This window comes from Aliiroseovarius crassostreae (assembly GCF_001307765.1).
Taxonomy (GTDB): Bacteria; Pseudomonadota; Alphaproteobacteria; order Rhodobacterales; family Rhodobacteraceae; genus Aliiroseovarius; species Aliiroseovarius crassostreae.
Map to the genome: position 1 here is coordinate 423,174 of NZ_LKBA01000019.1, position 23,085 is coordinate 446,258.

Below are 23,085 nucleotides of genomic sequence, written 5' to 3' on the forward strand. Positions count from 1 at the left end.
ACCCCGCCCTGCCAATCAGGTTACTGCGGTTGGGCACTTTCGGTTTCGACACCTTCGACAAGGATCTCCTGAATACGCGGAATGATTATGGGCATTTTTTCCTGCATCGTCTTCATGATCTGCGGTGTCTGAACTTCTGCAAGCTGTGGCAGTTTGGACATGGCAGAGCGGCCAAGGTCGGTTGCATAGAAATCCCGAAGTGCCTTGATTTCCTCAAAGGTAAATACATCCGCCATGACCTGAGCCTGCGCGCGCATGATCTCATACATGGGCTCGGTCATTTCATCTTGATAAATCTGGTCGATTTTTGCGATCTGCCCCTCATCAAGCGGAATGCCCTTGGACTGGATATCCGCTACCAGAGGTTTCCACATGGTCTGGATCATCGCGGACATGTCGATATCCTGCAGCGTGGCTTCGATATAGCCAGCGGCCAGGGCAATTTTCTGGGTGTGGCTCTCTCCTTCGGCATGTGCCGGGGCCAGTGCCACAAAGGTGGTGAGCGTAAGGGCAAGGGCGGTTGTGGTCAGGCGCATGAAAATTCCTTTCGGGTTTGTTTGGCGGATCTTCCCCTCCTGCAAAGGAAAGGACAACGACATTGATCAAGACATTTGGGAAAAATTTCTTTTGGGTGCTTAATCCATCTCGGGTTTGACCTGAAACAGGGGGACATCAGACCGCAGGCAGAGATGTCGGATAGGGGGCGTATCGGGAAAGGGAGATATGTTAACCCTCCCCCGAAAGGCAGTTAACCGCGCCAGATCCATCCGCCGCCGAAAATGCGGGGGCTGTCCATGTCGTAAAACACACAGGCCTGCCCGGGGCTGACCCCTTCTTCCGGCGTAAGAAGCTCAACCTCGGCTTCTGTTTCGGAAATCGGGCGGAGGATTGCCTCGCGCGGGGGGCGGGTTGAGCGGATCTTGACCCCCATATGCCATTCCTGCCGACTGGTGAACGGCTCATCCCCCAGCCAGTTGATTTCGCGCACCGGGACAATCCGCGTGGCCAACAGGTCTTTTGGACCAACCACAACCTGCTTGGCCTCCACATCCAGCCTGACCACATAAAGCGGTTCGGACAAGCCGCCGATGCCCAGCCCGCGACGCTGGCCGATTGTATAGTGAATCACCCCGTGATGGTCGCCCAGGACCCGGCCATCCACATGAACAATCTGGCCGGGCTCTGCGGCACCGGGGCGGAGTTTCTCGATCACCCCGGCATAATTGCCTTCCGGCACGAAGCAGATGTCCTGACTGTCGGGTTTGTCAGCCACTTCCAGCCCATATTTACGCGCAAGTGCCCGGGTTTCGTCTTTCGTTTTCAAATGCCCAAGGGGGAAGCGCAAATAGTCGAGCTGCTCTTGGGTGGTGGAAAACAGGAAATAGCTCTGATCGCGGTTGGGGTCAGCTGCCGAATGCAGTTCCGGGCCGCGGGCGCCCATTTTTCGCTGAATGTAATGCCCGGTTGCCATGCAATCGGCCCCCAGGTCACGCGCCGTTTCCAGAAGGTCCTTGAATTTCACGCGCTCATTACAGCGAATGCATGGCACAGGGGTGGCGCCGGCCAGATAACTGTCGGCAAACTCTTCAATCACGGCATCCTGAAAGATGTTTTCATAATCCAGCACGTAATGAGGGAAGCCCATACTTTCCGCCACATGGCGTGCGTCGTGAATGTCGATCCCGGCACAGCAGGCGCCTTTTTTCGCCAGCGCCGCGCCATGGTCGTAAAGCTGAAGCGTGACGCCTACGACGTCATAGCCTTCATCCGCTAGTTGGGCTGCGACAACAGAACTGTCCACGCCACCAGACATGGCCACAACCACACGGGTTTCTGCCGGGGATTTGGCAAATCCCAGCGAGTTAACAGTGGCGGCCTTAACCAACGTGTCAGAAGTCATAACAGGTCCTTTCCAGAAGACCGCCAAAATATAGGAAAATTCGAAGGAACAACAAGAGGGGGCTTCACCACTCTTTAAACCTGTCAGGGCAAACTGCCCAGATATGTAGCCAATGGGAGCGAAAAAGGGAGCAATCATGTATCTCAAGAAAGTTGAGGGACCCCGATCTGTCACTTTGCCAGACGGAACCATCATGTCTCGGGCGGATCTGCCGTCAGCCAAAACGCGCCGCTGGGTGGCGAGCCGTAAGTCTGCAGTGGTCAAAGGAATCGCCTATGGGTTGATTGGGGAAGATGAAGCCATGAAGCTGTATGGCCTGTCAAAAGAGGAGCTTCAGGAGTGGAAGACCGCTTTGAAATCCCATGGAGAAGCAGCTTTAAGGGTCACTGCCTTGCAAAAGTATAGACAACCCTGAGGGGAATTCGCTAAAAGTTCTTTTAGGGTAACGGGTGGTTAACCATTTCAGGCGATGTTGTTTGCAGTCGGAAGTAATATCTAGCGGAGAATCCCGATATGCGTATTTTGCTGGTGGAAGATGACCCAACCACGTCTCGTAGCATTGAATTGATGCTGACCCATGCAAATCTGAATGTCTACTCGACCGATATGGGCGAAGAGGGCATCGATCTTGCAAAACTTTATGATTATGATCTCATTCTTCTGGATCTGGGATTGCCCGATATGAACGGGCATGAGGTGCTGCGCCAGCTGCGCATGTCACGAATCGAAACGCCGATTCTGATCCTCTCAGGGGCCGATGATACCGAAAATAAGATTAAAGGTTTCGGTTTTGGCGCAGATGACTACATGACCAAACCTTTCCACCGGGAAGAACTGGTTGCACGCATTCATGCGATCATCCGTCGGTCAAAAGGCCACTCCCAGTCGGTTATCAAAACAGGCAAGATTGCCGTCAATCTCGACGCAAAAACCGTGGAAGTGGATGGGCGGACCGTTCATCTGACCGGGAAAGAATACCAGATGTTGGAACTTCTGTCGTTGCGCAAGGGCACGACGCTGACAAAAGAGATGTTCCTCAACCATCTTTATGGCGGTATGGATGAACCGGAACTGAAAATCATTGATGTCTTCATTTGCAAACTTCGCAAGAAACTTGCCAACGCGACCGAGGGAGACAATTATATCGAAACTGTCTGGGGGCGTGGCTATGTTCTGCGCGATCCCGAGCCCGCAGAGTTCGATGCGCAGATCGCCATGGGAGCGTAACGTCCAAGCTCTCTATGCTTGGCCTGTTTCCGCAATCTCTGGTTTCCGATTGCCCGGTGGTGTTTTGCCACCGGGTTTTTCAATTTATATGTGACTAGGTGTTCAGTCCCGGCATCTGGTGGATCGGATTTAGGATGAATCGATCTGGCTCTGATGTCCAGATTTTGCAGATGTATTCGTAAGGCGTGAGACCGCTCAGCGTCTTGAGCCGCCGTGCGAAGTTATAGGTATCCAAGAAGTCTGCGAGGTGGCCTCGAAGCTGATCATGGTTTTCGTAGTGGTATCGTTTGACCGTCGCGTCCTTGATCGTGCGGTTCATCCTTTCAATCTGGCCGTTGGTCTAGGGATGATTTGGCTTGGTCAGCCGATGCGCGATGTCATTGGCCTCGCAGATCAGGTCAAATCGCATCTTGCGGAATGTCACGCCGTTGCGATTGCGCGGTTGCTCGGCGAACTGGATGCCCCTCTCGGCAGATTTGGCTGTGCCAAACCGCCTGCCGGGCAATGGTTGTCGGTCAGGATCGTGTGAATCTTGTAAGGCACCGCCTCCAGCAGGTGCTCCAAGAATTCCCAGGCCGTCTTGCGATTTGCTTTCTCAACCAGTTGCGCCACGGCGAATTTGCTGGTGCGGTCAATCGCTACAAACAGATAGAATTTGCCTTCCTCGGTTCTGACCTCGGCGATATCGATATGGAAATAACCAATTGGGTAGCGTTTGAACTTCTGGCGCTTGGGCTTTTCGCCGTCCATGTCGGGCAAGCGAGAGATACCATGCTGCTGAAGGCAGCGAAGAACGTGTCAGATGTGGGATCGAGGGCTGCAAAGCATAGAGGCAATCATCCAGTGGCAAGAGCGTGTGCCGCCGGAATGCAACTACCATCGCCTCCTCTTCTTCGCTAAGAATGGTTGAGCGAGGGTCTTTCGGTCCAGTCTTCTGGACTTGTCCCGGTTTAGTATCCACTCTTTGGTCTAAATCCTCCGACTTCCAGTCGGACCCGCTTCAGCGTGAAAGAATCGTCTTATGATCATACCCTCTGAAAAATGAGCCGCAGCCGGGGCGGAGGTTCATTTTTCAGAGGGTATGATCATGCAATATGACACCGGCAAACACTGCGTTTTCTATCACCGCTACCACATCGTCTGGTCGACCAAGTATCGTGCCCAGGGCGCTGCGCCTTCGGGTGCGCGACATCTGCCGCCAGGTCTGCCGCGAGAACGAGGTCGACATCTTGCGCGGGGTGCTGTCGAGCGATCACATCCACATGTTTGTGTCGGTGCGGCCGAAACTTGCCATCTCGGACCTGGTGCGCAAGATGAAGGGCCGTTCGTCCTACCGGCGCCAGCCGGTAGTCGTTCAGTTCCGGCCCTTTGAGAGCAATATTGCCTTGAACTATGGCAAACGGACACAGTGAAGAGTTCAAGCGGGATGCGGTGCGTATCGCTCTGACGCGCGGCCTGACGCGGCGACAGGTTTCTGCGGATTTGGGGGGGCCTTTCAACGCTGAACAAATGGATCACATCCTTTGACGAAGAGGCGGTTGTTTCCGGGCCCGATCAGGATCTGGCACGGGAGAATGAACGGCTTCGACGGGAGAACCGCATCCTGAAGGAGGAGAGGAGCGTGCTAAAAAAGGCCACGGCCTTTTCGCGAGGCAAAAGACGTGAGGGTCGCATTCATCGACCAGTACGACGGTAAACTCAGCCAGCGCCAGCTCTGCGGCCTGCCTGGAGTAACCGATCGTGGCTACCGTTCACGGCGATCACGGCCGATCAGTCAGCGCCAGCGCGACGATATTGTAATCCTGGCCCACATTCGCGAGTAGCACCGCCTGTCTCTGAACAGCTATGGGCGGCCCCGGATGACCGAGGAATTACAGGAGCTGGGCCTTGAGGTCGGCCATCGCCGTGTGGGGCGCTTGATGAAGCAAAGGTTGTGCGCCCCCATAAAGACCAGGCCACAAGGGAGAGCGCCCACAATCTCAATATTGCCCCGACCCTGTTGGCTCAGGACGTCACGGCAACCGGGCCGAACCAGAAATGGGCCGGTGATATCAGCTATATTTGGACGCAGCAGGGCTGGCTCAATCTGGCTGTCATCATTGACCTGTATTCACGACGTGTTGTCGGCTGGGCCGTCAGTAACAGGATGAAGAAAGACCTGGCGGTACGCGCTTTGAAGATGGCGATCAATCTGCGCCAACCCCCGAAAGGCTGCATCCATCACACCGACCGCGGCAGCCAATATTGTTCGCATGAGGACCAGAAGCTGCTGAAACAGCGCGGCTTCAAGATCTCGATGAGCGGCAAGGGAAATTGCTATGACAACGCTGCCCTTGAGACCTTCTTCAAAACACTGAAGGCCGAGCTGGTCTGGCGGCAACACTGGTACATTCGCCGGCAATGCGAACTGGCGCTCCAGTACATCAACGGTTTTTACAACCCACGCCGACGGCACTCAGCCCTCGGATACAAAAGCCCCGTGACTTTCGAACGGAAAGCCGCTTCACATGAGAGCTCTTGGTCCGGAACTAAACCGGGACAAGTCCAGACCGCCTAGGCAAAATATGCGGACGCCTTGCGAAGGATCTCATTGGCTTGCTTGAGTTCGCGCACTTCGCGTTCCAACGCCTTCATCTTCTCGGCTTGTTCCGTCGTGATACCGCCACGTTGGCCGGTATCGACCTCAAACTTCTTGACCCATTCGTTCAGCGTCTGAGGCGCGCAGCCGATCTTCGATGAAATCGACAAGATCGCCCCCTCTCGGGACATTGCTGCGCAAAACCCTGTCGGGCAGTGGACCAGCGGCTGCCATGCTGACCTTGATTGTCCAAAACCATCCGCACGGCTCGTTCGCGCACTTCCGGGGAATACTTGTTCGTTGTCTTGTTCAGGATGCTCCATCCTACTCATGAGTTGGAGCCTCCGGTAAAACCCGCCGCGGTTCATTCTATGTGTCGAACGGTGCTGACCCAAGGCGCGGCAGGCACGACGCTCAGACACGCCCAAATCCTGCCGCACATAATCAATGCACTTACGGCGACGCGAAGGGCTTAGGGGCTCCGCCCGTTTGTGCGCTTGAACGATCCACTGGATCGTTCATCACTTCATGAACCGGTTCAAACTCCCTTCGCTGCTTCAGTCAATATGAGCTTGTCCAATGTCAGAGCGGACACCACCCGCCGCAGCCGTTGGGTCTCCTTCTCAAGCTCCTTCAAACGCTGGAGCTGAGACCGACCCATGCCGCCATACAGCTTGCGCCATCGATAAAACGCCTGTTGCGTCACGCCGATCTGGCGCACCGCCTCAGAAATCGTCATCCTTTGCACTTGCAGAACTTCAACTTGCCGAAGCTTCGATACAATCTCTTCGGGCTTCTCTCGTTTTCCAGCAATCGCTGATCCTCCAACTTGCGGGACAAAACTATCCCAGTTGCTGGACCACTTCCAGGGGGCTACTCTAGGGTGTGCCATTTTACCGACCTCCAGAAGAACTTAACATGCTGAAATATAACACGAAAAGATGTTGGGTCGAAGGGAAGTCAGATAACTATATGGGAAATATGGGTTAAAACCCGCGCGCCATCCTATGGCACGCGGGTTCTTCACTTTTCCGATTTCCGGATTTATTCCTCGGTTGGAGTTTCGCGTTCAGACAGGGCGTCATTTGCGATTTCCCGCAAGAGGGCGCGGCCGCGCACTTCTGCGCGACGCACCCTGACTGCGGTCATGAATGCCTCTTCCAAAGTGGTTGAGGAGATTCCGACTTCTTTCTTGATCCGGGTGATAATGCTTTCATCACCGGTTGCGTCCACAACTTTCAAAACATCTGTTGCCAGCTCGTCAGCAACCTGTTCCAGAAAATCCATGTTCCGCCCCCTTTAAATTTTCGAAACCAACCGCGTTCAGCGTGTGTTTTCGGTCAGGCGACGGCGCACATATTCATCCACGCAGGTGATCATGGTATCCATGTGCGGCTCTTCAAAGAAATGGCCCGAACCTTCGATTTCCGTGTGGGTAATGGTGATGCCCTTTTGCTCGTGCAGTTTGTCGACAAGCGCATGGGTGTCCGCCGGTGGGGCCACGCGGTCATTGGTGCCATTCAGGATCAGGCCCGAACTGGGGCAGGGGGCCAGGAAGCTGAAATCATACATGTTTGCAGGAGGGGACACGGAAACGAAACCAGTGATTTCCGGTCGGCGCATCAGCAATTGCATGCCGATCCAGGCCCCAAAGGAAAACCCGGCCACCCAGCAATGTTTTGCGTTCGGGTTCATGGACTGAAGGTAATCCAGCGCCGAGGCCGCATCTGACAGTTCGCCAACCCCCTGATCATATTCCCCCTGCGAACGCCCCACGCCGCGGAAATTGAACCGCAGGACGTTGAAGCCCATTTTGTGGAAGGCGTAGTGGAGGTTGTAGACCACCTTGTTGTTCATCGTGCCGCCAAATTGTGGATGCGGGTGCAAGACAATGGCAATGGGGGCATCTTTTGTTTTTTGCGGGTGGTAGCGGCCTTCAAGCCGGCCTTCGGGGCCGGGAAAAATCACTTCGGGCATTCGTTTTGCTCTCTCCTGTCCGCAGGCCCCTTTTGCAATCCTTGACGGGTTGGGGCGCGCGCCATAATACGGGGGTGCGCAAGTCTCGGGTGCAAAGCCCTGAGCAAGCACGTCTTTAGTGACCTAGTGGCCCACGCGGTCAAGGTCAATGTTTTTGGCGCGGATTGACGGTGCAGATAGGGGGCAGTGATGAAACTTTCGACCAAAGGCCGGTATGCCATGGTGGCGCTGGCAGATCTGGCGATGATGCCTGCGGGTGAGCTGATGTCGCTGACAGATCTGTCAAAACGTCAGGATATCTCGCTACCTTATCTCGAACAGCTTTTTGTGAAGCTGCGTCGGGCGGAGCTGGTGGAAAGTGTGCGGGGGCCGGGCGGCGGGTATCGTCTGGCGCGCTCTGCCAGCGATATTCGCGTGGCCGAAATCCTGGCTGCGGTTGATGAAACTGTTTCAGCGCTGCACAAGGGGGCTGGGGCGTCGGGGGCCTCGTCCGGGTCGCGTGCGCAATCTATGACCAACCGTCTTTGGGAAGGTCTGTCCGCCCATGTCTATGTGTTCCTGCACCAGACCCGGTTGTCTGATGTCGTGAAGAACGAACTGACCCCATGCCCCGCAGTTCCCACGCTGTTTGCGGTGGTGGATGAAGAGTAGAAATGCTGGCCTGAGCGCATAAAGCGGCAGCGTGCTTGATTTTTGTCAGGCCGCTCCGGTGTAAAGCAACGCATTGACCTTGGATGTCCGGTGTGACGCACCTTTTAGGTGCGGCAGTGAAAGAAACCCTATGACCCGAACTTATCTTGATTGGAACGCAACCACGCCTTTACGTCCCGAGGCGAGTGAGGCGATGCTTCGGGCCATGGATCTTGTCGGCAACCCCTCTTCCGTTCACAGCGAAGGGCGTGCCGCCAAGGGAATGATGGAACGCGCGCGGAAAGATCTGGCCGCTGCCCTAGGGGCGGAAGGCGCCGATATCATCTTTACATCCTCGGCGACCGAGGCCGCGGCCTTGGCGCTGTCGGGAAAGGGGCTGCATTGCGCGGGGGTGGAGCATGATGCGGTGCGGTCCTGGTGCAGCGAAGATCTGGACGTATCTGAAAATGGTTCAGTAACGGTGACCGACCCGGCGAAATCTGCCTTGCAACTGGCCAATTCGGAAACGGGTGTGATCCAGACCCTGCCAGACGGGCTGCTGTTGACGGATGCGACGCAGGCATTTGGTAAAATCCCCTTTGCGTTCAATTGGTGTGGGGCGGATATGGCGATTGTCTCGGCCCATAAATTGGGTGGGCCAAAGGGGATCGGGGCGTTGATTGTGAAACGAGGCACCGATATCGCGGCACAGATCAAGGGCGGCGGGCAAGAGATGGGGCGCCGCTCTGGCACGGAAAACCTGATTGGGATCAGTGGGTTTGCGGCGGCTGCTAAAGCTGCTCAGCTTGATCTGGAGAATGGGGTTTGCGAACGAGTCGCAGAACTTAGAAAGATTCTAGAAAACGCCATTGCGGAATCGGAAAAAGACACTATTTTTGTCGGGAAAGCCGAAAACAGGCTTCCTAACACCTCCTGTTTCATCACCCCCGGCTGGAAGGGCGAGACGCAGGTGATGGTGATGGACCTGGCGGGTTTTGCCATTTCGGCCGGATCTGCCTGCTCGTCCGGGAAAGTGAAATCGAGCGCAGTTCTGCGGGCGATGGGCTATGATGAAGGGTTGGCGTCTTGCGCGGTTCGCGTGTCGATTGGCCCTGATACAAGTGAGGAACAGATCCTTGCATTTGCAGATGCATGGGGTCGGGAATATGGAAAATTCCGCGCCCGCAAGGGCTCAGGCGGATCGAAAGGGTGAGATGTCCGGTATTGATGAACTGAACGTCAAGGAAGGCGTGGAAGAGGAAACCGTCGAGGCGGTCAAATCGCTTGCCGGAAAGTATAAGTACGGTTGGGAAACCGAGATCGAGATGGAGTATGCGCCCAAGGGCGTGAACCCCGATATCGTGCGCCTGATTTCTGGAAAAAACGAAGAACCCGAATGGATGACCGAATGGCGTCTTGCCGCGTTCCAGCGTTGGGAAAAGATGGCGGAACCCAGCTGGGCGTTGCTGAACTATCCGGAAATTGATTTCCAGGACCAGTATTACTATGCCCGGCCGAAATCGATGGAAGAAAAGCCGAAATCGCTGGATGACGTGGATCCCAAGCTGCTGGAGACCTACAAGAAGCTGGGTATTCCGCTGAAAGAACAGATGATCCTTGCCGGTGTTGAAGGCGCTGAGGACATGCCTGCCGAAGGGCGTAAGGTTGCGGTGGATGCTGTGTTTGACTCCGTGTCCGTTGGTACGACTTTTCAGGCAGAGCTTAAAAAAGCGGGCGTGATCTTCTGCTCGATTTCAGAAGCGATCAAAGAGCATCCCGAGCTGGTGAAGAAATATCTGGGCTCGGTGGTTCCGGTGTCGGACAACTATTATGCGACGCTGAACTCGGCCGTGTTCTCGGACGGATCGTTTGTCTACATCCCGCCCAACACCCGCTGTCCGATGGAACTCAGCACTTATTTCCGCATCAACGCAGAAAACACCGGCCAGTTTGAGCGCACGCTGATCATCGCCGATAAAGGCAGCTATGTCAGCTACTTGGAAGGCTGTACAGCGCCACAACGCGACACCGCACAGCTGCACGCCGCTGTGGTGGAAATCATCGTCGAAGAAGACGCTGAGGTGAAATACTCGACCGTTCAGAACTGGTTCCCCGGGGATGAAAACGGCAAGGGTGGCATCTATAACTTCGTGACGAAGCGTGCGGATTGCCGGGGGGACCGGTCAAAAGTGATGTGGACGCAGGTGGAAACCGGATCCGCCGTGACGTGGAAATACCCGTCCTGCATCCTGCGCGGGGCCGAAAGCCAGGGCGAGTTCTATTCAATCGCGATCACCAACAACTATCAGCAGGCCGATACCGGCACGAAGATGGTGCATCTGGGACGCGATACGAAATCGCGCATTGTGTCGAAAGGGATTTCGGCAGGCAAGGCACAGAACACCTATCGGGGTCTGGTGTCGATGCACCCGAAGGCCAAGAACTCGCGCAACTATACGCAATGCGACAGCCTTTTGATCGGTGACAAATGCGGGGCGCACACGGTGCCTTATATCGAAGTGAAGAATAACTCGTCGCGCGTCGAGCACGAGGCGACCACATCCAAGGTGGACGAAGAACAAATGTTCTATTGTCGCCAGCGGGGCATGGACGAAGAAGAGGCCGTGGCGCTGATCGTAAACGGGTTTGCCAAGGAAGTTCTGCAGGCGCTGCCGATGGAGTTTGCCATGGAAGCCCAGCAACTTGTGGCAATTTCGCTGGAAGGGTCGGTGGGGTAATTCCCACGGCACCACTTGGAAATATGAGGAAAGATGATGAGCAACAATCTGCGTGATGGGCTTGAAAGCATCATTCATTTCGGTTTCCCCGCTCTTGGCGGGCTGATCGCCGTGGTCATCATCAACCTCAACCCTGAGGCGCTGATGAACCCGATGATCTGGATCCCGCTGGGGATTTTCCTGGGCTGGGCTGCCGCTCGGGTCGCGCTGAAATACATGAGCAAGTTTCACTGAGATCACCCTGATGTCTGCAACGCCTCTCAAACTTTACTGGTGGAAGGATGAACCGAATTTCGGCGACGACCTGTCGCGCGAGGTGGTTTCTGTCGTGTCCGGACGAGAGGTAAGCTGGGCCCCCAAGGATGGCGCCGACATGGTGGCCCTGGGGTCGGTGCTGCAAGGGGTGCGCAATCGGTTCAAGGATGGATCCCCCAAGGGAAACCGCCCGGTGATCTGGGGCACGGGTTTGATGTTCCCGGTGCCAAAAGACTTTCTGCCATATGTTGATATCCGTCTTGTGCGCGGGCCTTTGACCGCCACGTTTCTTGGCCTCAAACATAACCGGTTTGGGGATCCGGGTCTGTTGGCGCAAGAGGCGCTGGGGGTGCAGGGGGAACGGATCGACCGCATCGGGATCATTCCGCATATGAAACATGTGGACAGCCCGGAACTGGCGGCTGCTCTGGCCGCGGAACCTGCGCTGTTTTTGATTGATCCGCGCCGCAGTGCCCGTGAAGTCGTTGCCGAGATCGCGTGCTGTGCCCATGTGATTTCTTCCAGCCTGCACGGGCTGGTGGTTGCGGATAGTTTTGGCATTCCCAACACCTGGTTGGAGCCCGTGGCCATCCATGCCATGCCCAAACTGAAATTCTATGACTATGCCACCGGGATCGAGCGACCGCTTGCCAGCCCGGTGAAGCTGACCGACATCCCGGCGTGGGTCACCACGCTGAAAGACCAAACACTCTCATATCAAGATGGTATCGAGGCGTCCAAAGCCAGTTTGCTGGCAGCGTTCCCCGCATCTCTGCGCGCGCAAGACTTGTCTGCCTTGGACCTCTGAAAGGATAAACATGCTTAAAATCAAAAACCTGCAGGTTAAACTTGAAGAAGAGGATAAGCAGATCCTCAAGGGCGTTGATCTGGAAGTGCCCGCAGGTAGCGTTCATGCGATCATGGGCCCGAACGGGTCGGGAAAGTCGACCTTGTCCTATGTGCTCTCGGGGCGTGACGGTTATGAAGTGACCGGGGGCGAGGCCAGCCTGGACGGAGAGGACCTGCTGGAGCTGGAACCGGAAGAACGCGCCGCTGCCGGCCTGTTCCTTGCCTTCCAATACCCGGTCGAGATCCCGGGTGTGGGCAACATGACCTTCCTGCGCACCGCTGTGAACGCCCAGCGCAAAGCACGCGGGGAAGAGGAAATGTCAGCCGCAGATTTCCTGAAATTCGTGCGCTCAAAGGCCAAGGATTTGAAAATCGACGCCGATATGCTGAAACGCCCCGTCAATGTGGGCTTCTCCGGCGGGGAAAAGAAGCGCAACGAGATTTTGCAGATGGCCATGCTTGCGCCGAAGATGTGCATCCTTGATGAAACCGATTCCGGTCTTGATGTGGACGCGATGAAGCTGGTGTCCGAGGGCGTGAATGCGCTGCGCGACGAAGGTCGTTCCTTCCTGGTGATCACCCATTATCAGCGCCTGCTGGATCACATCAAACCGGATGTGGTGCATATCATGGCGCGTGGCCGCATTGTGAAAACCGGCGGGCCGGAGCTGGCCCTTGAGGTTGAAAACAACGGATACGCAGACATTCTGGCGGAGCTGGACGCATGAGCACGGCCCCCGCACAGAAAGACGGTCTGTTGACCGTGGAAAACCGCCCCGCCTCTGGCGCCTGGGCCCGTAAAGCCCGCGACGAGGCCGCCCAACGTTTGGCAGAAATGGGGTTGCCTGGTCGTCGTGACGAATACTGGAAATGGACCCGCCCGGATGGGCTGATCTCCGGCGAAGCCGCCAGAGCTTCTGTCTTTGATTACGAAGGCGAAGCGCCGGTTTATGACGCGATTGACCGCCTGAAAATCGTCTTTGTCGACGGTGTATTTGATGCAGAGGCCTCAGATGACCTGACCCAGGATGGGTTAGAAATTGAGCGTCTGGCAACAGCGCAAGAGGCCGACCTTCATTGGGCCGGACAGCTCTTTGGCGTGCTTGAAGCGCGCGGGCATACCCCCGTTCAGCGCCCGTTGGCTGCCCATAACACCGCCATGGCCACCGATGGTGTTCTGATCCGCGTCACCTCTCAGGTGTCACGTCCGGTCAGTCTGGTCTATCGCCACAAGTCAGAGACATCTGACGCGGTTCTGCACCATGTCATCAAGCTGGAAGAGGGCGCCAAGCTGACCCTTCTGGAAAATGGCACCGCAGCCTCGCGCCTGTCACAGGTGACCGAGGTGGATGTGGCGGCCAAAGCCGAATTCCATCATGTTCGCGCCCAAGGCCGCGATCATGAGCGCCAGCTTTCCACCCATCTTTTTGCCCGTTTGCAGGCGGAAAGCGTGTTCAAGAGCTTTACCATGTCTGTTAATGGCGCACTCACCCGCAATGAGGCGGTGATCGAGTTGCTGGGCGATGATGCGGTTGCACATATCGCAGGGGCCGCTCTTGGCGATGGCAATGACGGGGCGTTTCATCATGATGACACCGTTTTCATCACCCATGACGCAGTAAATTGCGAAAGCCGTCAGGTGTTCAAGAAGGTGCTGAAAAACGGCGCCACCGGCGTGTTCCAGGGCAAAATCCTGGTAAAGCCGGACGCTCAGAAAACGGACGGATACCAGAAATCCCAATCTCTTCTTCTGGATGAGGACAGCCAGTTCCTTGCCAAGCCCGAGCTTGAGATTTATGCCGATGACGTGGCCTGTTCGCACGGCTCCACCTCTGGGGCAATCGACGAAGAGGCTTTGTTTTATCTGCGCTCTCGCGGGGTGCCTGAAAAGATCGCCACCGACCTTCTGGTTCTGGCCTTTCTGGCGGATGCCATCGACGAGATCGAGGATGAGGCGATTGCCGACGATATCGTGTCGCGGCTTGAGGCCTGGCTGGAACGGCACCGCAGCTGACCTGATGGGTCTGCGGCTCTGATCCGATCAATGGGCCGCAGCCATCACGGACGGAGAGGTCCGGCTGACAGTTAGGAAAGGGCCGGATATGTCGGTCATAAAAGACGTGCTGAAAAGCTATCGCAGCCCCCGGTTGGTGTTTCAGCACCGGATGCAACAAGGTGTGCGCGAGGACCGGTCTCTGGCGATCCTGATGGCGGCCTGTGTTTTGGTTTTCGTGTCGCAATGGCCCATGCAGGCCCGGATTGCCCATGAAACAGGGCAGGAACTGAACATGCTGCTTGGGTCCGTGCTTCTGGCCTGGGTGTTCATCATGCCCTTGGTGCTTTATGCGATCGGGTCAATCAGCCATGGCATTGCGCGGTTGTTCAAAGCGCGTGGCACGGCGTTTGGCGCCCGATTTGCGCTGTTCTGGTCCCTCCTCTGTGCCACCCCCCTGTGGCTTTTGTGGGGGCTGGTTGGCGGTTTCATTGGCCCGGGCATCCAGATGCAACTGACCGGCATCCTCGCTTTTCTGACCTTCCTGATATTCTGGTCGGTGAATTTCCGTCAGGCGGAATGGCCCAAAGAGTGAAAATGCCATGAGATTTGAACCTGGTTACCTGTTTGGCATGATCCTGCAAACCGTGCCCGAGCCACGCAAGGTGGCGCGCGATCTGTTTGATCTTCCGGTTTCGCGGAAGGCGCGCTGGCTGAGTTTGTGGCTGCTTCTTGTGTTTGCAGCGGCCGCGGGTGTGGTCAGCCATTTGCTCTATCCGGTCGACGCGGCCGTGTTCGGACCTGTTTTGTCGGACCCGATGGTCCTGGGCGCAATTGAAGCGGCTTTTCTGGTTTCAGGCGTTTTCATGATTTATCTGATTGGTCGCCTGGCGGGCGGGCAGGGCAGTTTTGATGACGCTTTGACCATTGCCATCTGGCTTGAATTTGTCCTGCTGGTATTCCAGCTGGCATCCTTGGTATTTTCGCTGTTTGCCCCTGCACTTGCAGGCATCCTCATGGTGATGAGTTCCGTCCTCTTTTTCTGGATCCTGAGCCATTTCATTGCAGAGAGTCACGGCTTTCGCTCGGCAGGGTTGGTATTTGCCGGGATCGCCAGCACCATGGTTCTGGCGGTGTTTGCCTTGTCTTTCCTACTTGTCCTTCTGGGTGTAGAACCCATTCAGTTCGGAGAATGATCATGTATGACATCACCAAGATCCGTGAAGATTTCCCGATCCTGTCCCGAGAGGTGAACGGAAAACCTTTGACCTATCTGGACAATGGGGCCTCGGCGCAGAAACCACAGGTGGTGATTGATGCGATCACGCGCGGATATGCCGAGGAATATTCCAATGTTCACCGCGGTCTGCACTATCTTTCAAACCTCTCGACTGAACGCTATGAGGCGGTTCGGGCCATTGTGCAGCGGTTTCTGAATGCCGCCCATGAAGATGAAATTATCTTCAATTCCGGAACCACCGAAGGGATCAATATGATCTCCTACGCCTGGGCCGCCCCAAGGATGCAGGCCGGGGATGAGATTATCCTCTCGACCATGGAACACCACGCCAATATCGTGCCCTGGCACTTCCTGCGGGAACGTCTGGGGGTTGTTCTGAAATGGGTTGATCCGGAACTGGATGGGTCACTTGATCCGCAAAAAGTGCTGGGCGCAATTTCGGACAAGACCCGGCTGATCGCCGTGACCCAGTGTTCCAACGTATTGGGCACGGTTGTGGACGTGAAAGCCATCTGTTTCGGCGCGCGCGCGAAGGGCGTTCCGGTGTTGGTGGATGGATCGCAAGGGGCGGTGCATATGCCGGTCGATGTGCAGGATCTCGGATGTGATTTCTATGCGATCACCGGTCACAAACTCTATGGGCCCTCGGGATCCGGGGCAATTTATGTGCGCCGGGATCGCGCCCTTGAAATGCAGCCCTTCATGGGCGGCGGTGACATGATTGACGAGGTAACCAAAGATCATGTGACCTATGCCCGCGCCCCGTTGAAGTTCGAAGCCGGGACGCCGGGCATCGTGCAGACAATCGGTTTGGGGGCCGCGCTGGACTATCTCATGGGGCTGGGAATGGAGAATGTTGCCGCCCATGAAGCGGATCTGGCCAAATATGCTCAGGAACGCCTGTCAGGCCTCAACTGGGTCAATGTGCAGGGCACCGCTCCGGGCAAAGCCGCAATTTTCTCGTTGACGATGGAAGGCGCGGCCCATGCCCATGACATTTCCACCATTCTCGACAAAAAGGGGATTGCAGTGCGCGCAGGCCATCATTGTGCCAAACCGCTGATGGAGCATCTTGGCGTTGCGGCGACCGCGCGCGCGTCCTTTGGTCTTTATAACACCCGTGACGACGTAGATACGTTGATCGACGGGTTGGAGCTCTGTCACAAGCTGTTGGCGTAAGTTGTTAAAGCGTTTCGAGATTAGTTTGAGTCACAAGTTGATTTCGAAACGCCCGCAACATCAGTAGGTTTCGAGCGTTTCGCCTCATTATTGTGTCTCAATAATAAGTCGAAACACTTTAGGGTGGTGAGGGGCGCTGCCCCTCGCGAGGCAAGCTCGCTCACCCCGGGATATTTCTGACAAGAAAATAAGGTGTGAAAAAATCAGGGCAGGGCGCCGTCGGAGATCTCAATGGCGCGGGCGTTTCGGCATGAACATATGTCTCGAATTTGTCCCGAAACGTTTTACTCGTCCGGTTTGATCAGACCAAGGCCGCGCAGGTAAACGCCTATGCCTGTTTCCAGAAGTTCTTCTGGTGGGAAGGGGCTTTTCTGTCCGGGGCTTCCGCGCCCGAACAGTTCCACAACCCCGTGGCTCATGGCCCAGATATGGGCGCTGACCATTTTTGCGGGTGGGCGTTTTTCTTGCGGGATGTGCTCAGCAAGAGCGCCCGCGGCTTTTTCCAGCACCCCCATGGCGCGATTGGCAACCATTGCCAGTTCTGGGGAGTGGTTCACCGAGACGCCGCTTTCAAACATTGAGATGTAGTGGCCGGGATATTTGCGGGCGAAGGCCAGATAGGCGCGGCCGGTTGCCTCGAAACTGGACAGCGCAGAAGGCAGCCCCTTGGAATAGGCAAACTCCATCAGATCCGCAAAAATTTCATAGCCTTGGCGCGCGGCCTCGGCGATCAGATCTTCACGGCCCTTGAAGTGGCGATAGACCGCGGCAGGGGTGACACCCGCCTGCTTTGCAGCTTCGGACAGGGTAAAGCCGGTCGGGCCTTTTTCCTCGATCAATGCAAGCGCCGCTTCGACCAGGGCCTGCCTCAGGTTTCCATGGTGATAGCCGCGTTTAGACATGCCAAACCTCTGGACCGCCACAGATTTCCGTATCAGGTGCATAGGCCACTTGTGGGTTCTTGCCTGAGTAGTCGATCCCCTGCAGCACCGCCCGCAAGGCCGCAAGTCGGGCGCGGCGTTTGTCATCGGAACGGATGATGGTCCAGGGCGTAACAGGGCGATGAGTTTTATCGAAAGTTTCACCGATGGCCTGCGAATAGTCGTCCCATCGGTTCAGGCCTTCGACATCAATCCAGCTGAGTTTCCATTGTTTTAGCGGATCCTTTTCGCGGGCGAGGAAGCGGCGCAATTGTTCGGAGCGTCCGACATTCAGCCAGAGTTTCACGAAGTGGATCCCCTCGTCTGCGATCATGTCCTCAAATTCTGGCAATTGTCGGAAAAAGGCCTCACGCTGGGTGTCTGTGCAAAAGCCAAATACCTTTTCGACCACTGCGCGATTATACCAGCTCCGGTCAAAGAGGGTGATTTCACCGGCGGTGGGCAAGTGTTTGATATACCGTTGGAAATACCATTCCCCTTGTTCGCGCTCAGTGGGCTTTGACAAGGCCACCACCTTGGCAACCCTAGGGTTGAGGTTCTCGCGGATGCGTTTGATCGTGCCCCCTTTGCCAGCAGCGTCGCGCCCTTCGAACACGACAATCACACGTTTGCCAGTTGCCTTTACATCCGCCTGAAGTTTGACCAGCTCCAATTGCAACACCTTGATTTCGGCTTCATATGTGTCGCGATCCATGAGCCGGTCATAGGGATAGCTTGGGTCCAGAATGTCTTTTTTGCCTGCCTCCTGAAGAGCATTGCGCAGATCAGCGGGGAAGGTGTCGTGAAAATATCTGGAAATGGCACCCTCGAACGGCAGGGTTTCAAGGGAATGGGACATGCTGCAACCTCCTGATTTCATGCCATTATGAGGGCAGAGCATCCGTATGTAAATGCGATTAACTCACGCGCCATCCGTTGGGGATGCCACAATAACAGGCGTCGTGTGCAGTTTGTTAAGCTACGGCAGAATGTGCCCCCCGTTGCAGGGGGGCTCAAAGCCCTCTCCCCCCTTAACGGCGGCGATCCTTGATGGATTTTCCGATTTCGTTCATGTCGAACGGTGTCGTCATATACATTTCCGAAATCCAGTTGGCATAAAGCAAATGCGCATGGCTGCGCCAACGGTTTTCAGGCGTCCGGGTCGGATCATTGGCCGGGTAATAGTTTATCGGGATGTTGATGGGCGCGCCCTTGGCGACATCCCGATCATACTCGCCCTTGAGGGTGAAACTGTCATATTCGAAGTGGTTGAATACATAGAGGGCCCGATGGGCTTTATCTTCGATCAGGCAAGGGCCAACCTCATCCGATCCGAGCAGGGTTTTTAACCCGGGAGCAGCGTCTACCTCATCCTGGCGCATTTCGGTCCAGCGGCTGACCGGAACCACGCAGCTATCTGAAAAGCCACGCAAATAGGGCGAGGTCGTATCCAGGTTCTGTTGCGGAAAGCACCCGAATGCCTTGGCGTCGAGAATGTGTTTCTTGACCCCATGGAAATGGTAGATCATCGCCATCGCACCCCAGCAGACACCAAAGGTGGAATGCACATTGGTCTGGGTCCAGTCAAAGATCTGACTGATTTCATCCCAATAGGTCACCTCCTCAAAGGGAAGATGTTCAATTGGGGCACCGGTGATGATCAGACCGTCAAACTTCTGATCCTTCACGTCTTCCCAAGTTTGATAGAACGCACCGATATGAGCTTCGGACGTGTTTTTCGAGATATGTTCCGATGGGCGAAGCAATGTCAGTTCGATCTGAAGCGGATGCGCGCCGATCAGGCGTGCAAACTGCGTTTCGGTCTCGATCTTTTTGGGCATCAGGTTGAGGAGGGCGATCCGCATGGGCCGGATATCCTGCTTGGCGGCCTGATCTTCCGACATGACCATCACGCCCTCATCCGTCAGCACGTCGATGGCCGGAAGGTTGGTCGGGATCTTGATGGGCATGGTTTGCTCCTGTGGGTAACGATTACGGGTAAGATGGGGTGTGCAGATGAACTGTCAAGAAAGTGGATCAGGCCGCGTCCAGCGCGGCGCCGATCATTCGGCCAAAATCATCAGGAGATTTAATCTGCGCCACATCTTCGGCACAAAGGGTGATACCAAACTGCGCCATGTGTTGATAAAGCGGCTGGCGATGGGCAAGGGCCTGGGCATAGGTCCAGCGAATGAAGCTGTCTGGGTCAACGTCACTCTCTAACGAGTTGGAATAACTCAGATATTCATCCCATGCTTTGGTAAGGAATTCCGGTTGGTAAGCCATCGGTTTCGGGGCCTTGTCAAACCGGCGCACCAGTTCCGCCGTATGGCGGTCATCCCCGCGCAGCCAGACAAGAAGGCAATCTTCACTCAGCGCCTTCAGGATGGGATCATCAGCGCCAAGGGCCGGGTCAATCCATTCGCAGATCGACCCGCCGCTATCGCAAATGAAATGCGGATAGCCATAGATGCGGTCCGCCCGATCAATGAAGCTGCGCGTATCCAGAAGCGCCGAGATTTCGGCCTGTTTGAATTGCTGTTGTCTGCGACAATACTCCTCATAGGGCAGGCCGCCCTTGGCGGTATCTCCGGGTTTGCCCAGATAGGTCGCCATGGGTTTGAGGTTTTCAAAGGTGATTTTCGACGAGATTCGAATGCTGTCCGACAATAAAAGTTCACGCAGGAACGGCACTTTCATGGCTTCAGCTTTGAAGTTGTCGGCGATGTGTTCGCCCATGTATCGGGTGCCGATACGATAGTCGATCGAATAATGGAACCAGTCACCATGATCTCGTAACATGTTGGAAAGATATGTTTTTCCAAGTCCGGACATGCCAAAGAACAGCACCCGTTTGTGTGTGGCGGATTGCCAGTCCTGAGACGATTGATAAAGCATGCCTGATAGTCCCTGCTGTGCCTTGCGATTTTGTCTTTGGTAAGCTGTGGCGCGGCGGGGGTCAAATGCTTCTCGTGCGTGCGCCCCAGAAGTGACGCAGCGATGATGACAAAGCCATCACATTGTGAACAAAGAAAAAACCCCGCGCTTTCGGGCGCGGGGTTTGCATTTTGAAGGGGCGTGACGCTCAGAACGTGAAGTCGAGCGACAGGCCAGCGGCCAGAGCATCACCTTTGAAGGTCGAGCTCAGACCAGAAGATGAGGTCACGGTTTTCTTGTCGAAGGTCACATATTTCAAGCCACCCGAGATCTTATAGCCATCCCCGGTATAGCTTGCGCCCAGGCCATAAGATTTGCTGGTCCCGGTCGGAGCCAGGAACGTGGTGCCGGTATCCGAGCCTTCTTCATACCCGATCGTTGCGGCAATCGACCATCTGTCGTTCAGTTTCCGGCCGAGCCCAAGTTCATACGAGGTCGAATCTTCGGTGAACTCCACCCAGTCGATATCGCCAAAAGCAGAGGACGTCTGCAGCTTGGTACCAGCCCAGGCCACATGGCGGATCTTACCAAACAAAAGCGTATTCTGTGCGATGCCGGTTTGGAAGTTCAGGTTGTAGCTTTCTGGAACGCGCACTTTACCGGTTGCAGGGGCAAGGTTATGGGTGCCGGCCAGATCATGATCAATTGCCGAGTTATAGGTCAGGTCGACCCGCAGCGCGATGTCCGGGCGTTCATAAGCCACACCGGCCGAATAACCGAAGTCAAATGAGCTGCTCGCCTGCAAAAGCCCGTCACCGGACAGGATTTCACCGCTCACGCGTTGCGCGCGCAGGCCACCATGAACGCTGAAACCGTTCCCGAATTCGTAACGCAACAACGTGCGGATTGCTTTGCTGTCAACCAGCGCACGCCCCTGTGGGTCTGATGTCAGTGCGGTGTGAGTGGGGTGACCAACCGGCAGGCTGGCGCCCGCGGCCAGAAGATTGCCCAGATTGCTCAAGGCGCCGTCCTTATAGCGAATATCCGCGCCATAAGGTTCATCCATCTTGATCGCAAAGCTCAGGTTTTCATTGATCTGCTTTTTGACCCCAAAGGAAAAGGTCTTGTAGTCAATTGCCGACTGCGAGAAGTCAGCAGGTCCTGCAACTGCGGTGCCTTTCACATTGGGGCTGACAGATGCGAAGGTCAGTTGAACGTGGTTGCCTTTTTCAAACAGGATAGAGATATCCTGACCCGAGCGGTCGATCCCGCCTGCAATCCCTGTGGTGGCCGTCAAAGCTACAGATGCGGCCGTTAACGCAAAACTCTTCATGTTTCCTCCCTGAGAGCAATTTGCCACTTCACCGCCAGCCAGAGTGGTGCATGGCCATCGGCGGAAAAAGGCTTATCCTGATTTTTGTCATTGCAACGAAAATTAGAAGTTGGGCAAGGGGGCGGTCAATTATTACCTTGGGTCAGTTGCTGGCTTGCACCGAATGGCGGGTGCCAATTTACCACACTGCCTTGTTAGGTGCTGATTTCACTTTAAAAACAACCTATTGGGGAGGCGGCCTAGGTTGATAAGATTCCCCAATACAATCAGAACGGACCCTGCCAGAAGACCACCCCCTATGGGTTCGCCATAAAACAAGGCACCAACCGCAGCGATCAGCGGCAGCCGGACGAAATCCATCGGGATGACGAGACTTGCAGGCGCAAGCGACAGTGCACTGGTCAGGCAGAGATGGGCCAGTAGCCCAGCCAGTCCGATCAATATGAACCATGGAATGTTGGGCAAAACAGGCAGGGTGATATTGCCATCCCATCCCGCGCAGACCAAACCAAAGACGAGCTGCATGGCGGTCAACCAAAACAAGATGGTCAGGCGACTGGCGGACTGGGTCAGTTTTCGTGTCAGAATAGCGGTCAGTGCAAAGGCAATGGCAGCCAGAGCACCAACCATGGTTCCCAGCGACAGGCCGCTATCCGGGCGGGCGATCAGCAATATTCCCAGAAATCCAATCCCGGCGGCGAGCGCCTTTCGTCCGGTCAATCGTTCTTGCAACAGAAACGGTGCGAGGATCACAACCCATAGCGGTGAAGTGAATTCCAACGCAAAGACCTGCGCCAGAGGGATCAGGGTCAAAGCGTAGAACCACAGGTTTTGCCCGGTGAAATGTGCGAGATTGCGCAGGACATGCCGTGGCAGATGGTCCCGTCCGATATGTGACAGGCGCCCCGACAGGGTCGCATAGCCAAGCACGACGACAAAACCGACAATCGACCGATAGAGCATCAGCTCGAACGTGTCATGCTGGGCGCTGACCATTCGGCCCGCAACGGCCATTGCCGAGAAAGAGAGGATTGCGCCGCTCATCCAGATCGCCGCGCGCGAGGTTGCGGTCATCCGGGGGTCTCGGTGATTTGGTAGTGGCGGGGAATGCCTGCGGTGATTTCGGCCCAGGGGGATGCGCGCATCCGCTGCTGGTGGGCCTCAAAATCGACACGGCTGGCAAACCGTTCCGTGACATTGAACCGGCCGGGAATATCCTCGTCCATGGTGACATCAAACGCCACGCACCCCAGTTCCGCACGGGTCAGGGCAATATGCGCGGGCAGGGCGGCGGCCACAGCTGCCAGCCGATCCTCGGGCACATCTATATAGCCGGTGAGGGATATCTGAATTTGTTTGGTCATGGATCAGGGCTAACAAAGCCCGGAT

General features: G+C 55.8%; 23 protein-coding genes and 5 pseudogenes. 14 read left to right on the plus strand and 14 right to left on the minus strand.

All coding sequences use genetic code 11. The features are described 5' to 3' along the window. Positions 1-20: 20 nt before the first annotated feature. Both AKJ29_RS14800 and mnmA read right to left on the minus strand, forming a co-directional pair. Entirely contained in the window at positions 21-536 is a 516-nt protein-coding gene (locus AKJ29_RS14800) for a DUF2059 domain-containing protein (protein WP_055192109.1), read from the minus strand. A 212-nt stretch (positions 537-748) separates the two neighbouring features. Further along, complete coding sequence (gene mnmA / locus AKJ29_RS14805) at positions 749-1,900, minus strand: tRNA 2-thiouridine(34) synthase MnmA (protein ID WP_055192111.1); 1,152 nt, start codon at positions 1,898-1,900, stop codon at positions 749-751. 136 nt (positions 1,901-2,036) lie between these two features. Between mnmA and sciP the strand changes: the two genes are divergently transcribed. Together sciP and ctrA are read left to right on the plus strand one after the other, a co-directional pair. Continuing rightward, the gene (sciP, locus tag AKJ29_RS14810) at positions 2,037-2,315 is read left to right on the plus strand and encodes a CtrA inhibitor SciP (RefSeq protein WP_055192491.1); all 279 of its coding nucleotides are present in this window, start codon (positions 2,037-2,039) and stop codon (positions 2,313-2,315) included. Positions 2,316-2,413: 98 nt separating this feature from the next. Next, positions 2,414-3,127 (plus strand): response regulator transcription factor CtrA, encoded by a 714-nt coding sequence (gene ctrA / locus AKJ29_RS14815; RefSeq protein ID WP_055192113.1) that lies wholly within the window; start codon positions 2,414-2,416, stop codon positions 3,125-3,127. Positions 3,128-3,221: 94 nt separating this feature from the next. On the opposite strand, the pseudogene AKJ29_RS18485 reads toward ctrA, so the two are convergent. After that, positions 3,222-4,061, minus strand: a pseudogene (locus AKJ29_RS18485) (integrase core domain-containing protein); the annotation flags it as partial. 153 nt (positions 4,062-4,214) lie between these two features. On the opposite strand from AKJ29_RS18485, the pseudogene tnpA reads away from it, so the two are divergent. Next, positions 4,215-4,491: pseudogene (gene tnpA, locus AKJ29_RS14830) on the plus strand (IS200/IS605 family transposase); the annotation flags it as partial. Positions 4,492-4,519: 28 nt separating this feature from the next. Beyond that, a pseudogene (locus tag AKJ29_RS18975) lies at positions 4,520-5,684 on the plus strand (IS3 family transposase). Between the two features lie 2 nt (positions 5,685-5,686). Here AKJ29_RS18975 and AKJ29_RS14845 read toward each other — a convergent pair. The 4 genes and pseudogenes from AKJ29_RS14845 to AKJ29_RS14860 all read right to left on the minus strand — a co-directional run. Next, positions 5,687-6,018, minus strand: a pseudogene (locus AKJ29_RS14845) (transposase); the annotation flags it as partial. Between the two features lie 55 nt (positions 6,019-6,073). Continuing rightward, positions 6,074-6,519, minus strand: a pseudogene (locus AKJ29_RS20170) (transposase); the annotation flags it as partial. 230 nt (positions 6,520-6,749) lie between these two features. Further along, positions 6,750-6,992: a hypothetical protein gene (locus AKJ29_RS14855; RefSeq protein ID WP_055192117.1), complete on the minus strand. Its 243-nt coding sequence runs from the start codon at positions 6,990-6,992 to the stop codon at positions 6,750-6,752. Between the two features lie 36 nt (positions 6,993-7,028). After that, positions 7,029-7,682 carry an alpha/beta hydrolase gene (locus tag AKJ29_RS14860; protein WP_055192119.1) on the minus strand — a complete coding sequence of 218 codons (654 nt, stop codon included), beginning with the start codon at positions 7,680-7,682 and terminating at the stop codon, positions 7,029-7,031. A 189-nt stretch (positions 7,683-7,871) separates the two neighbouring features. On the opposite strand from AKJ29_RS14860, the gene iscR reads away from it, so the two are divergent. The 10 genes from iscR to AKJ29_RS14910 all read left to right on the plus strand — a co-directional run bounded on the left by iscR (position 7,872) and on the right by AKJ29_RS14910 (position 16,566). Then, the gene (gene iscR / locus AKJ29_RS14865; protein ID WP_055192121.1) at positions 7,872-8,333 is read left to right on the plus strand and encodes a Fe-S cluster assembly transcriptional regulator IscR; all 462 of its coding nucleotides are present in this window, start codon (positions 7,872-7,874) and stop codon (positions 8,331-8,333) included. A 130-nt stretch (positions 8,334-8,463) separates the two neighbouring features. Beyond that, on the plus strand, positions 8,464-9,525 hold the full coding sequence (locus AKJ29_RS14870; protein ID WP_055192123.1) for a cysteine desulfurase family protein: 1,062 nt from the start codon (positions 8,464-8,466) through the stop codon (positions 9,523-9,525). Between the two features lies 1 nt (position 9,526). Then, complete coding sequence (sufB, locus tag AKJ29_RS14875) at positions 9,527-11,050, plus strand: Fe-S cluster assembly protein SufB (protein WP_055192125.1); 1,524 nt, start codon at positions 9,527-9,529, stop codon at positions 11,048-11,050. A gap of 36 nt (positions 11,051-11,086) precedes the next feature. Continuing rightward, entirely contained in the window at positions 11,087-11,284 is a 198-nt protein-coding gene (locus AKJ29_RS14880) for a hypothetical protein (RefSeq protein ID WP_074963768.1), read from the plus strand. A 10-nt stretch (positions 11,285-11,294) separates the two neighbouring features. Beyond that, entirely contained in the window at positions 11,295-12,113 is an 819-nt protein-coding gene (locus AKJ29_RS14885; RefSeq protein ID WP_055192129.1) for a polysaccharide pyruvyl transferase family protein, read from the plus strand. 10 nt (positions 12,114-12,123) lie between these two features. After that, positions 12,124-12,882 carry a Fe-S cluster assembly ATPase SufC gene (sufC, locus tag AKJ29_RS14890; protein WP_055192131.1) on the plus strand — a complete coding sequence of 253 codons (759 nt, stop codon included), beginning with the start codon at positions 12,124-12,126 and terminating at the stop codon, positions 12,880-12,882. Next, positions 12,879-14,168 carry a SufB/SufD family protein gene (locus AKJ29_RS14895; RefSeq protein WP_055192133.1) on the plus strand — a complete coding sequence of 430 codons (1,290 nt, stop codon included), beginning with the start codon at positions 12,879-12,881 and terminating at the stop codon, positions 14,166-14,168. Before sufC ends, AKJ29_RS14895 begins: the two co-directional genes overlap by 4 nt. An 88-nt stretch (positions 14,169-14,256) precedes the next feature. Next, a complete protein-coding gene (locus AKJ29_RS14900; protein WP_055192135.1) occupies positions 14,257-14,742 on the plus strand; it encodes a hypothetical protein in 486 nt (161 codons plus the stop codon). A 7-nt stretch (positions 14,743-14,749) separates the two neighbouring features. After that, positions 14,750-15,343 carry a Yip1 family protein gene (locus AKJ29_RS14905; protein WP_055192137.1) on the plus strand — a complete coding sequence of 198 codons (594 nt, stop codon included), beginning with the start codon at positions 14,750-14,752 and terminating at the stop codon, positions 15,341-15,343. A 2-nt stretch (positions 15,344-15,345) separates the two neighbouring features. Beyond that, entirely contained in the window at positions 15,346-16,566 is a 1,221-nt protein-coding gene (locus AKJ29_RS14910; RefSeq protein WP_055192139.1) for a cysteine desulfurase, read from the plus strand. A gap of 284 nt (positions 16,567-16,850) precedes the next feature. Here the strand turns inward: AKJ29_RS14910 and AKJ29_RS14915 are convergent, their stop codons facing one another. From AKJ29_RS14915 to AKJ29_RS14945, 7 genes are all read right to left on the minus strand, one after another. Beyond that, positions 16,851-17,468, minus strand: a complete 618-nt coding sequence (locus AKJ29_RS14915; protein WP_055192141.1) for a TetR/AcrR family transcriptional regulator — start codon at positions 17,466-17,468, stop codon at positions 16,851-16,853. Next, a complete protein-coding gene (ppk2, locus tag AKJ29_RS14920) occupies positions 17,461-18,345 on the minus strand; it encodes a polyphosphate kinase 2 (RefSeq protein ID WP_055192143.1) in 885 nt (294 codons plus the stop codon). The genes AKJ29_RS14915 and ppk2 overlap by 8 nt, the downstream gene beginning before the upstream one ends. Positions 18,346-18,517: 172 nt before the next feature. Continuing rightward, the gene (gene metA / locus AKJ29_RS14925) at positions 18,518-19,456 is read right to left on the minus strand and encodes a homoserine O-acetyltransferase MetA (RefSeq protein ID WP_055192145.1); all 939 of its coding nucleotides are present in this window, start codon (positions 19,454-19,456) and stop codon (positions 18,518-18,520) included. Between the two features lie 67 nt (positions 19,457-19,523). Continuing rightward, positions 19,524-20,384 carry a hypothetical protein gene (locus AKJ29_RS14930; RefSeq protein WP_055192147.1) on the minus strand — a complete coding sequence of 287 codons (861 nt, stop codon included), beginning with the start codon at positions 20,382-20,384 and terminating at the stop codon, positions 19,524-19,526. A gap of 187 nt (positions 20,385-20,571) precedes the next feature. Further along, positions 20,572-21,696 carry an OmpP1/FadL family transporter gene (locus tag AKJ29_RS14935; RefSeq protein ID WP_139231454.1) on the minus strand — a complete coding sequence of 375 codons (1,125 nt, stop codon included), beginning with the start codon at positions 21,694-21,696 and terminating at the stop codon, positions 20,572-20,574. 207 nt (positions 21,697-21,903) lie between these two features. Beyond that, positions 21,904-22,770 (minus strand): DMT family transporter, encoded by an 867-nt coding sequence (locus AKJ29_RS14940; protein ID WP_055192151.1) that lies wholly within the window; start codon positions 22,768-22,770, stop codon positions 21,904-21,906. Further along, the gene (locus AKJ29_RS14945) at positions 22,767-23,060 is read right to left on the minus strand and encodes a putative quinol monooxygenase (protein WP_055192153.1); all 294 of its coding nucleotides are present in this window, start codon (positions 23,058-23,060) and stop codon (positions 22,767-22,769) included. The genes AKJ29_RS14940 and AKJ29_RS14945 overlap by 4 nt, the downstream gene beginning before the upstream one ends. Between the last annotated feature and the right edge of the window lie 25 nt (positions 23,061-23,085).

Excerpts from the sequence above, each read along its gene's own strand:
- AKJ29_RS14800 (WP_055192109.1), bottom strand. The coding sequence starts at position 536 with ATGCGCCTGACCACAACCGCCCTTGCCCTTACGCTCACCACCTTTGTG.
- mnmA (WP_055192111.1), bottom strand. The coding sequence starts at position 1,900 with ATGACTTCTGACACGTTGGTTAAGGCCGCCACTGTTAACTCGCTGGGA.
- sciP (WP_055192491.1), top strand. The coding sequence starts at position 2,037 with ATGTATCTCAAGAAAGTTGAGGGACCCCGATCTGTCACTTTGCCAGAC.
- ctrA (WP_055192113.1), top strand. The coding sequence starts at position 2,414 with ATGCGTATTTTGCTGGTGGAAGATGACCCAACCACGTCTCGTAGCATT.
- AKJ29_RS14855 (WP_055192117.1), bottom strand. The coding sequence starts at position 6,992 with ATGGATTTTCTGGAACAGGTTGCTGACGAGCTGGCAACAGATGTTTTG.
- AKJ29_RS14860 (WP_055192119.1), bottom strand. The coding sequence starts at position 7,682 with ATGCCCGAAGTGATTTTTCCCGGCCCCGAAGGCCGGCTTGAAGGCCGC.
- iscR (WP_055192121.1), top strand. The coding sequence starts at position 7,872 with ATGAAACTTTCGACCAAAGGCCGGTATGCCATGGTGGCGCTGGCAGAT.
- AKJ29_RS14870 (WP_055192123.1), top strand. The coding sequence starts at position 8,464 with ATGACCCGAACTTATCTTGATTGGAACGCAACCACGCCTTTACGTCCC.
- sufB (WP_055192125.1), top strand. The coding sequence starts at position 9,527 with ATGTCCGGTATTGATGAACTGAACGTCAAGGAAGGCGTGGAAGAGGAA.
- AKJ29_RS14880 (WP_074963768.1), top strand. The coding sequence starts at position 11,087 with ATGAGCAACAATCTGCGTGATGGGCTTGAAAGCATCATTCATTTCGGT.
- AKJ29_RS14885 (WP_055192129.1), top strand. The coding sequence starts at position 11,295 with ATGTCTGCAACGCCTCTCAAACTTTACTGGTGGAAGGATGAACCGAAT.
- sufC (WP_055192131.1), top strand. The coding sequence starts at position 12,124 with ATGCTTAAAATCAAAAACCTGCAGGTTAAACTTGAAGAAGAGGATAAG.
- AKJ29_RS14895 (WP_055192133.1), top strand. The coding sequence starts at position 12,879 with ATGAGCACGGCCCCCGCACAGAAAGACGGTCTGTTGACCGTGGAAAAC.
- AKJ29_RS14900 (WP_055192135.1), top strand. The coding sequence starts at position 14,257 with ATGTCGGTCATAAAAGACGTGCTGAAAAGCTATCGCAGCCCCCGGTTG.
- AKJ29_RS14905 (WP_055192137.1), top strand. The coding sequence starts at position 14,750 with ATGAGATTTGAACCTGGTTACCTGTTTGGCATGATCCTGCAAACCGTG.
- AKJ29_RS14910 (WP_055192139.1), top strand. The coding sequence starts at position 15,346 with ATGTATGACATCACCAAGATCCGTGAAGATTTCCCGATCCTGTCCCGA.
- AKJ29_RS14915 (WP_055192141.1), bottom strand. The coding sequence starts at position 17,468 with ATGTCTAAACGCGGCTATCACCATGGAAACCTGAGGCAGGCCCTGGTC.
- ppk2 (WP_055192143.1), bottom strand. The coding sequence starts at position 18,345 with ATGTCCCATTCCCTTGAAACCCTGCCGTTCGAGGGTGCCATTTCCAGA.
- metA (WP_055192145.1), bottom strand. The coding sequence starts at position 19,456 with ATGCCCATCAAGATCCCGACCAACCTTCCGGCCATCGACGTGCTGACG.
- AKJ29_RS14930 (WP_055192147.1), bottom strand. The coding sequence starts at position 20,384 with ATGCTTTATCAATCGTCTCAGGACTGGCAATCCGCCACACACAAACGG.
- AKJ29_RS14935 (WP_139231454.1), bottom strand. The coding sequence starts at position 21,696 with ATGAAGAGTTTTGCGTTAACGGCCGCATCTGTAGCTTTGACGGCCACC.
- AKJ29_RS14940 (WP_055192151.1), bottom strand. The coding sequence starts at position 22,770 with ATGACCGCAACCTCGCGCGCGGCGATCTGGATGAGCGGCGCAATCCTC.
- AKJ29_RS14945 (WP_055192153.1), bottom strand. The coding sequence starts at position 23,060 with ATGACCAAACAAATTCAGATATCCCTCACCGGCTATATAGATGTGCCC.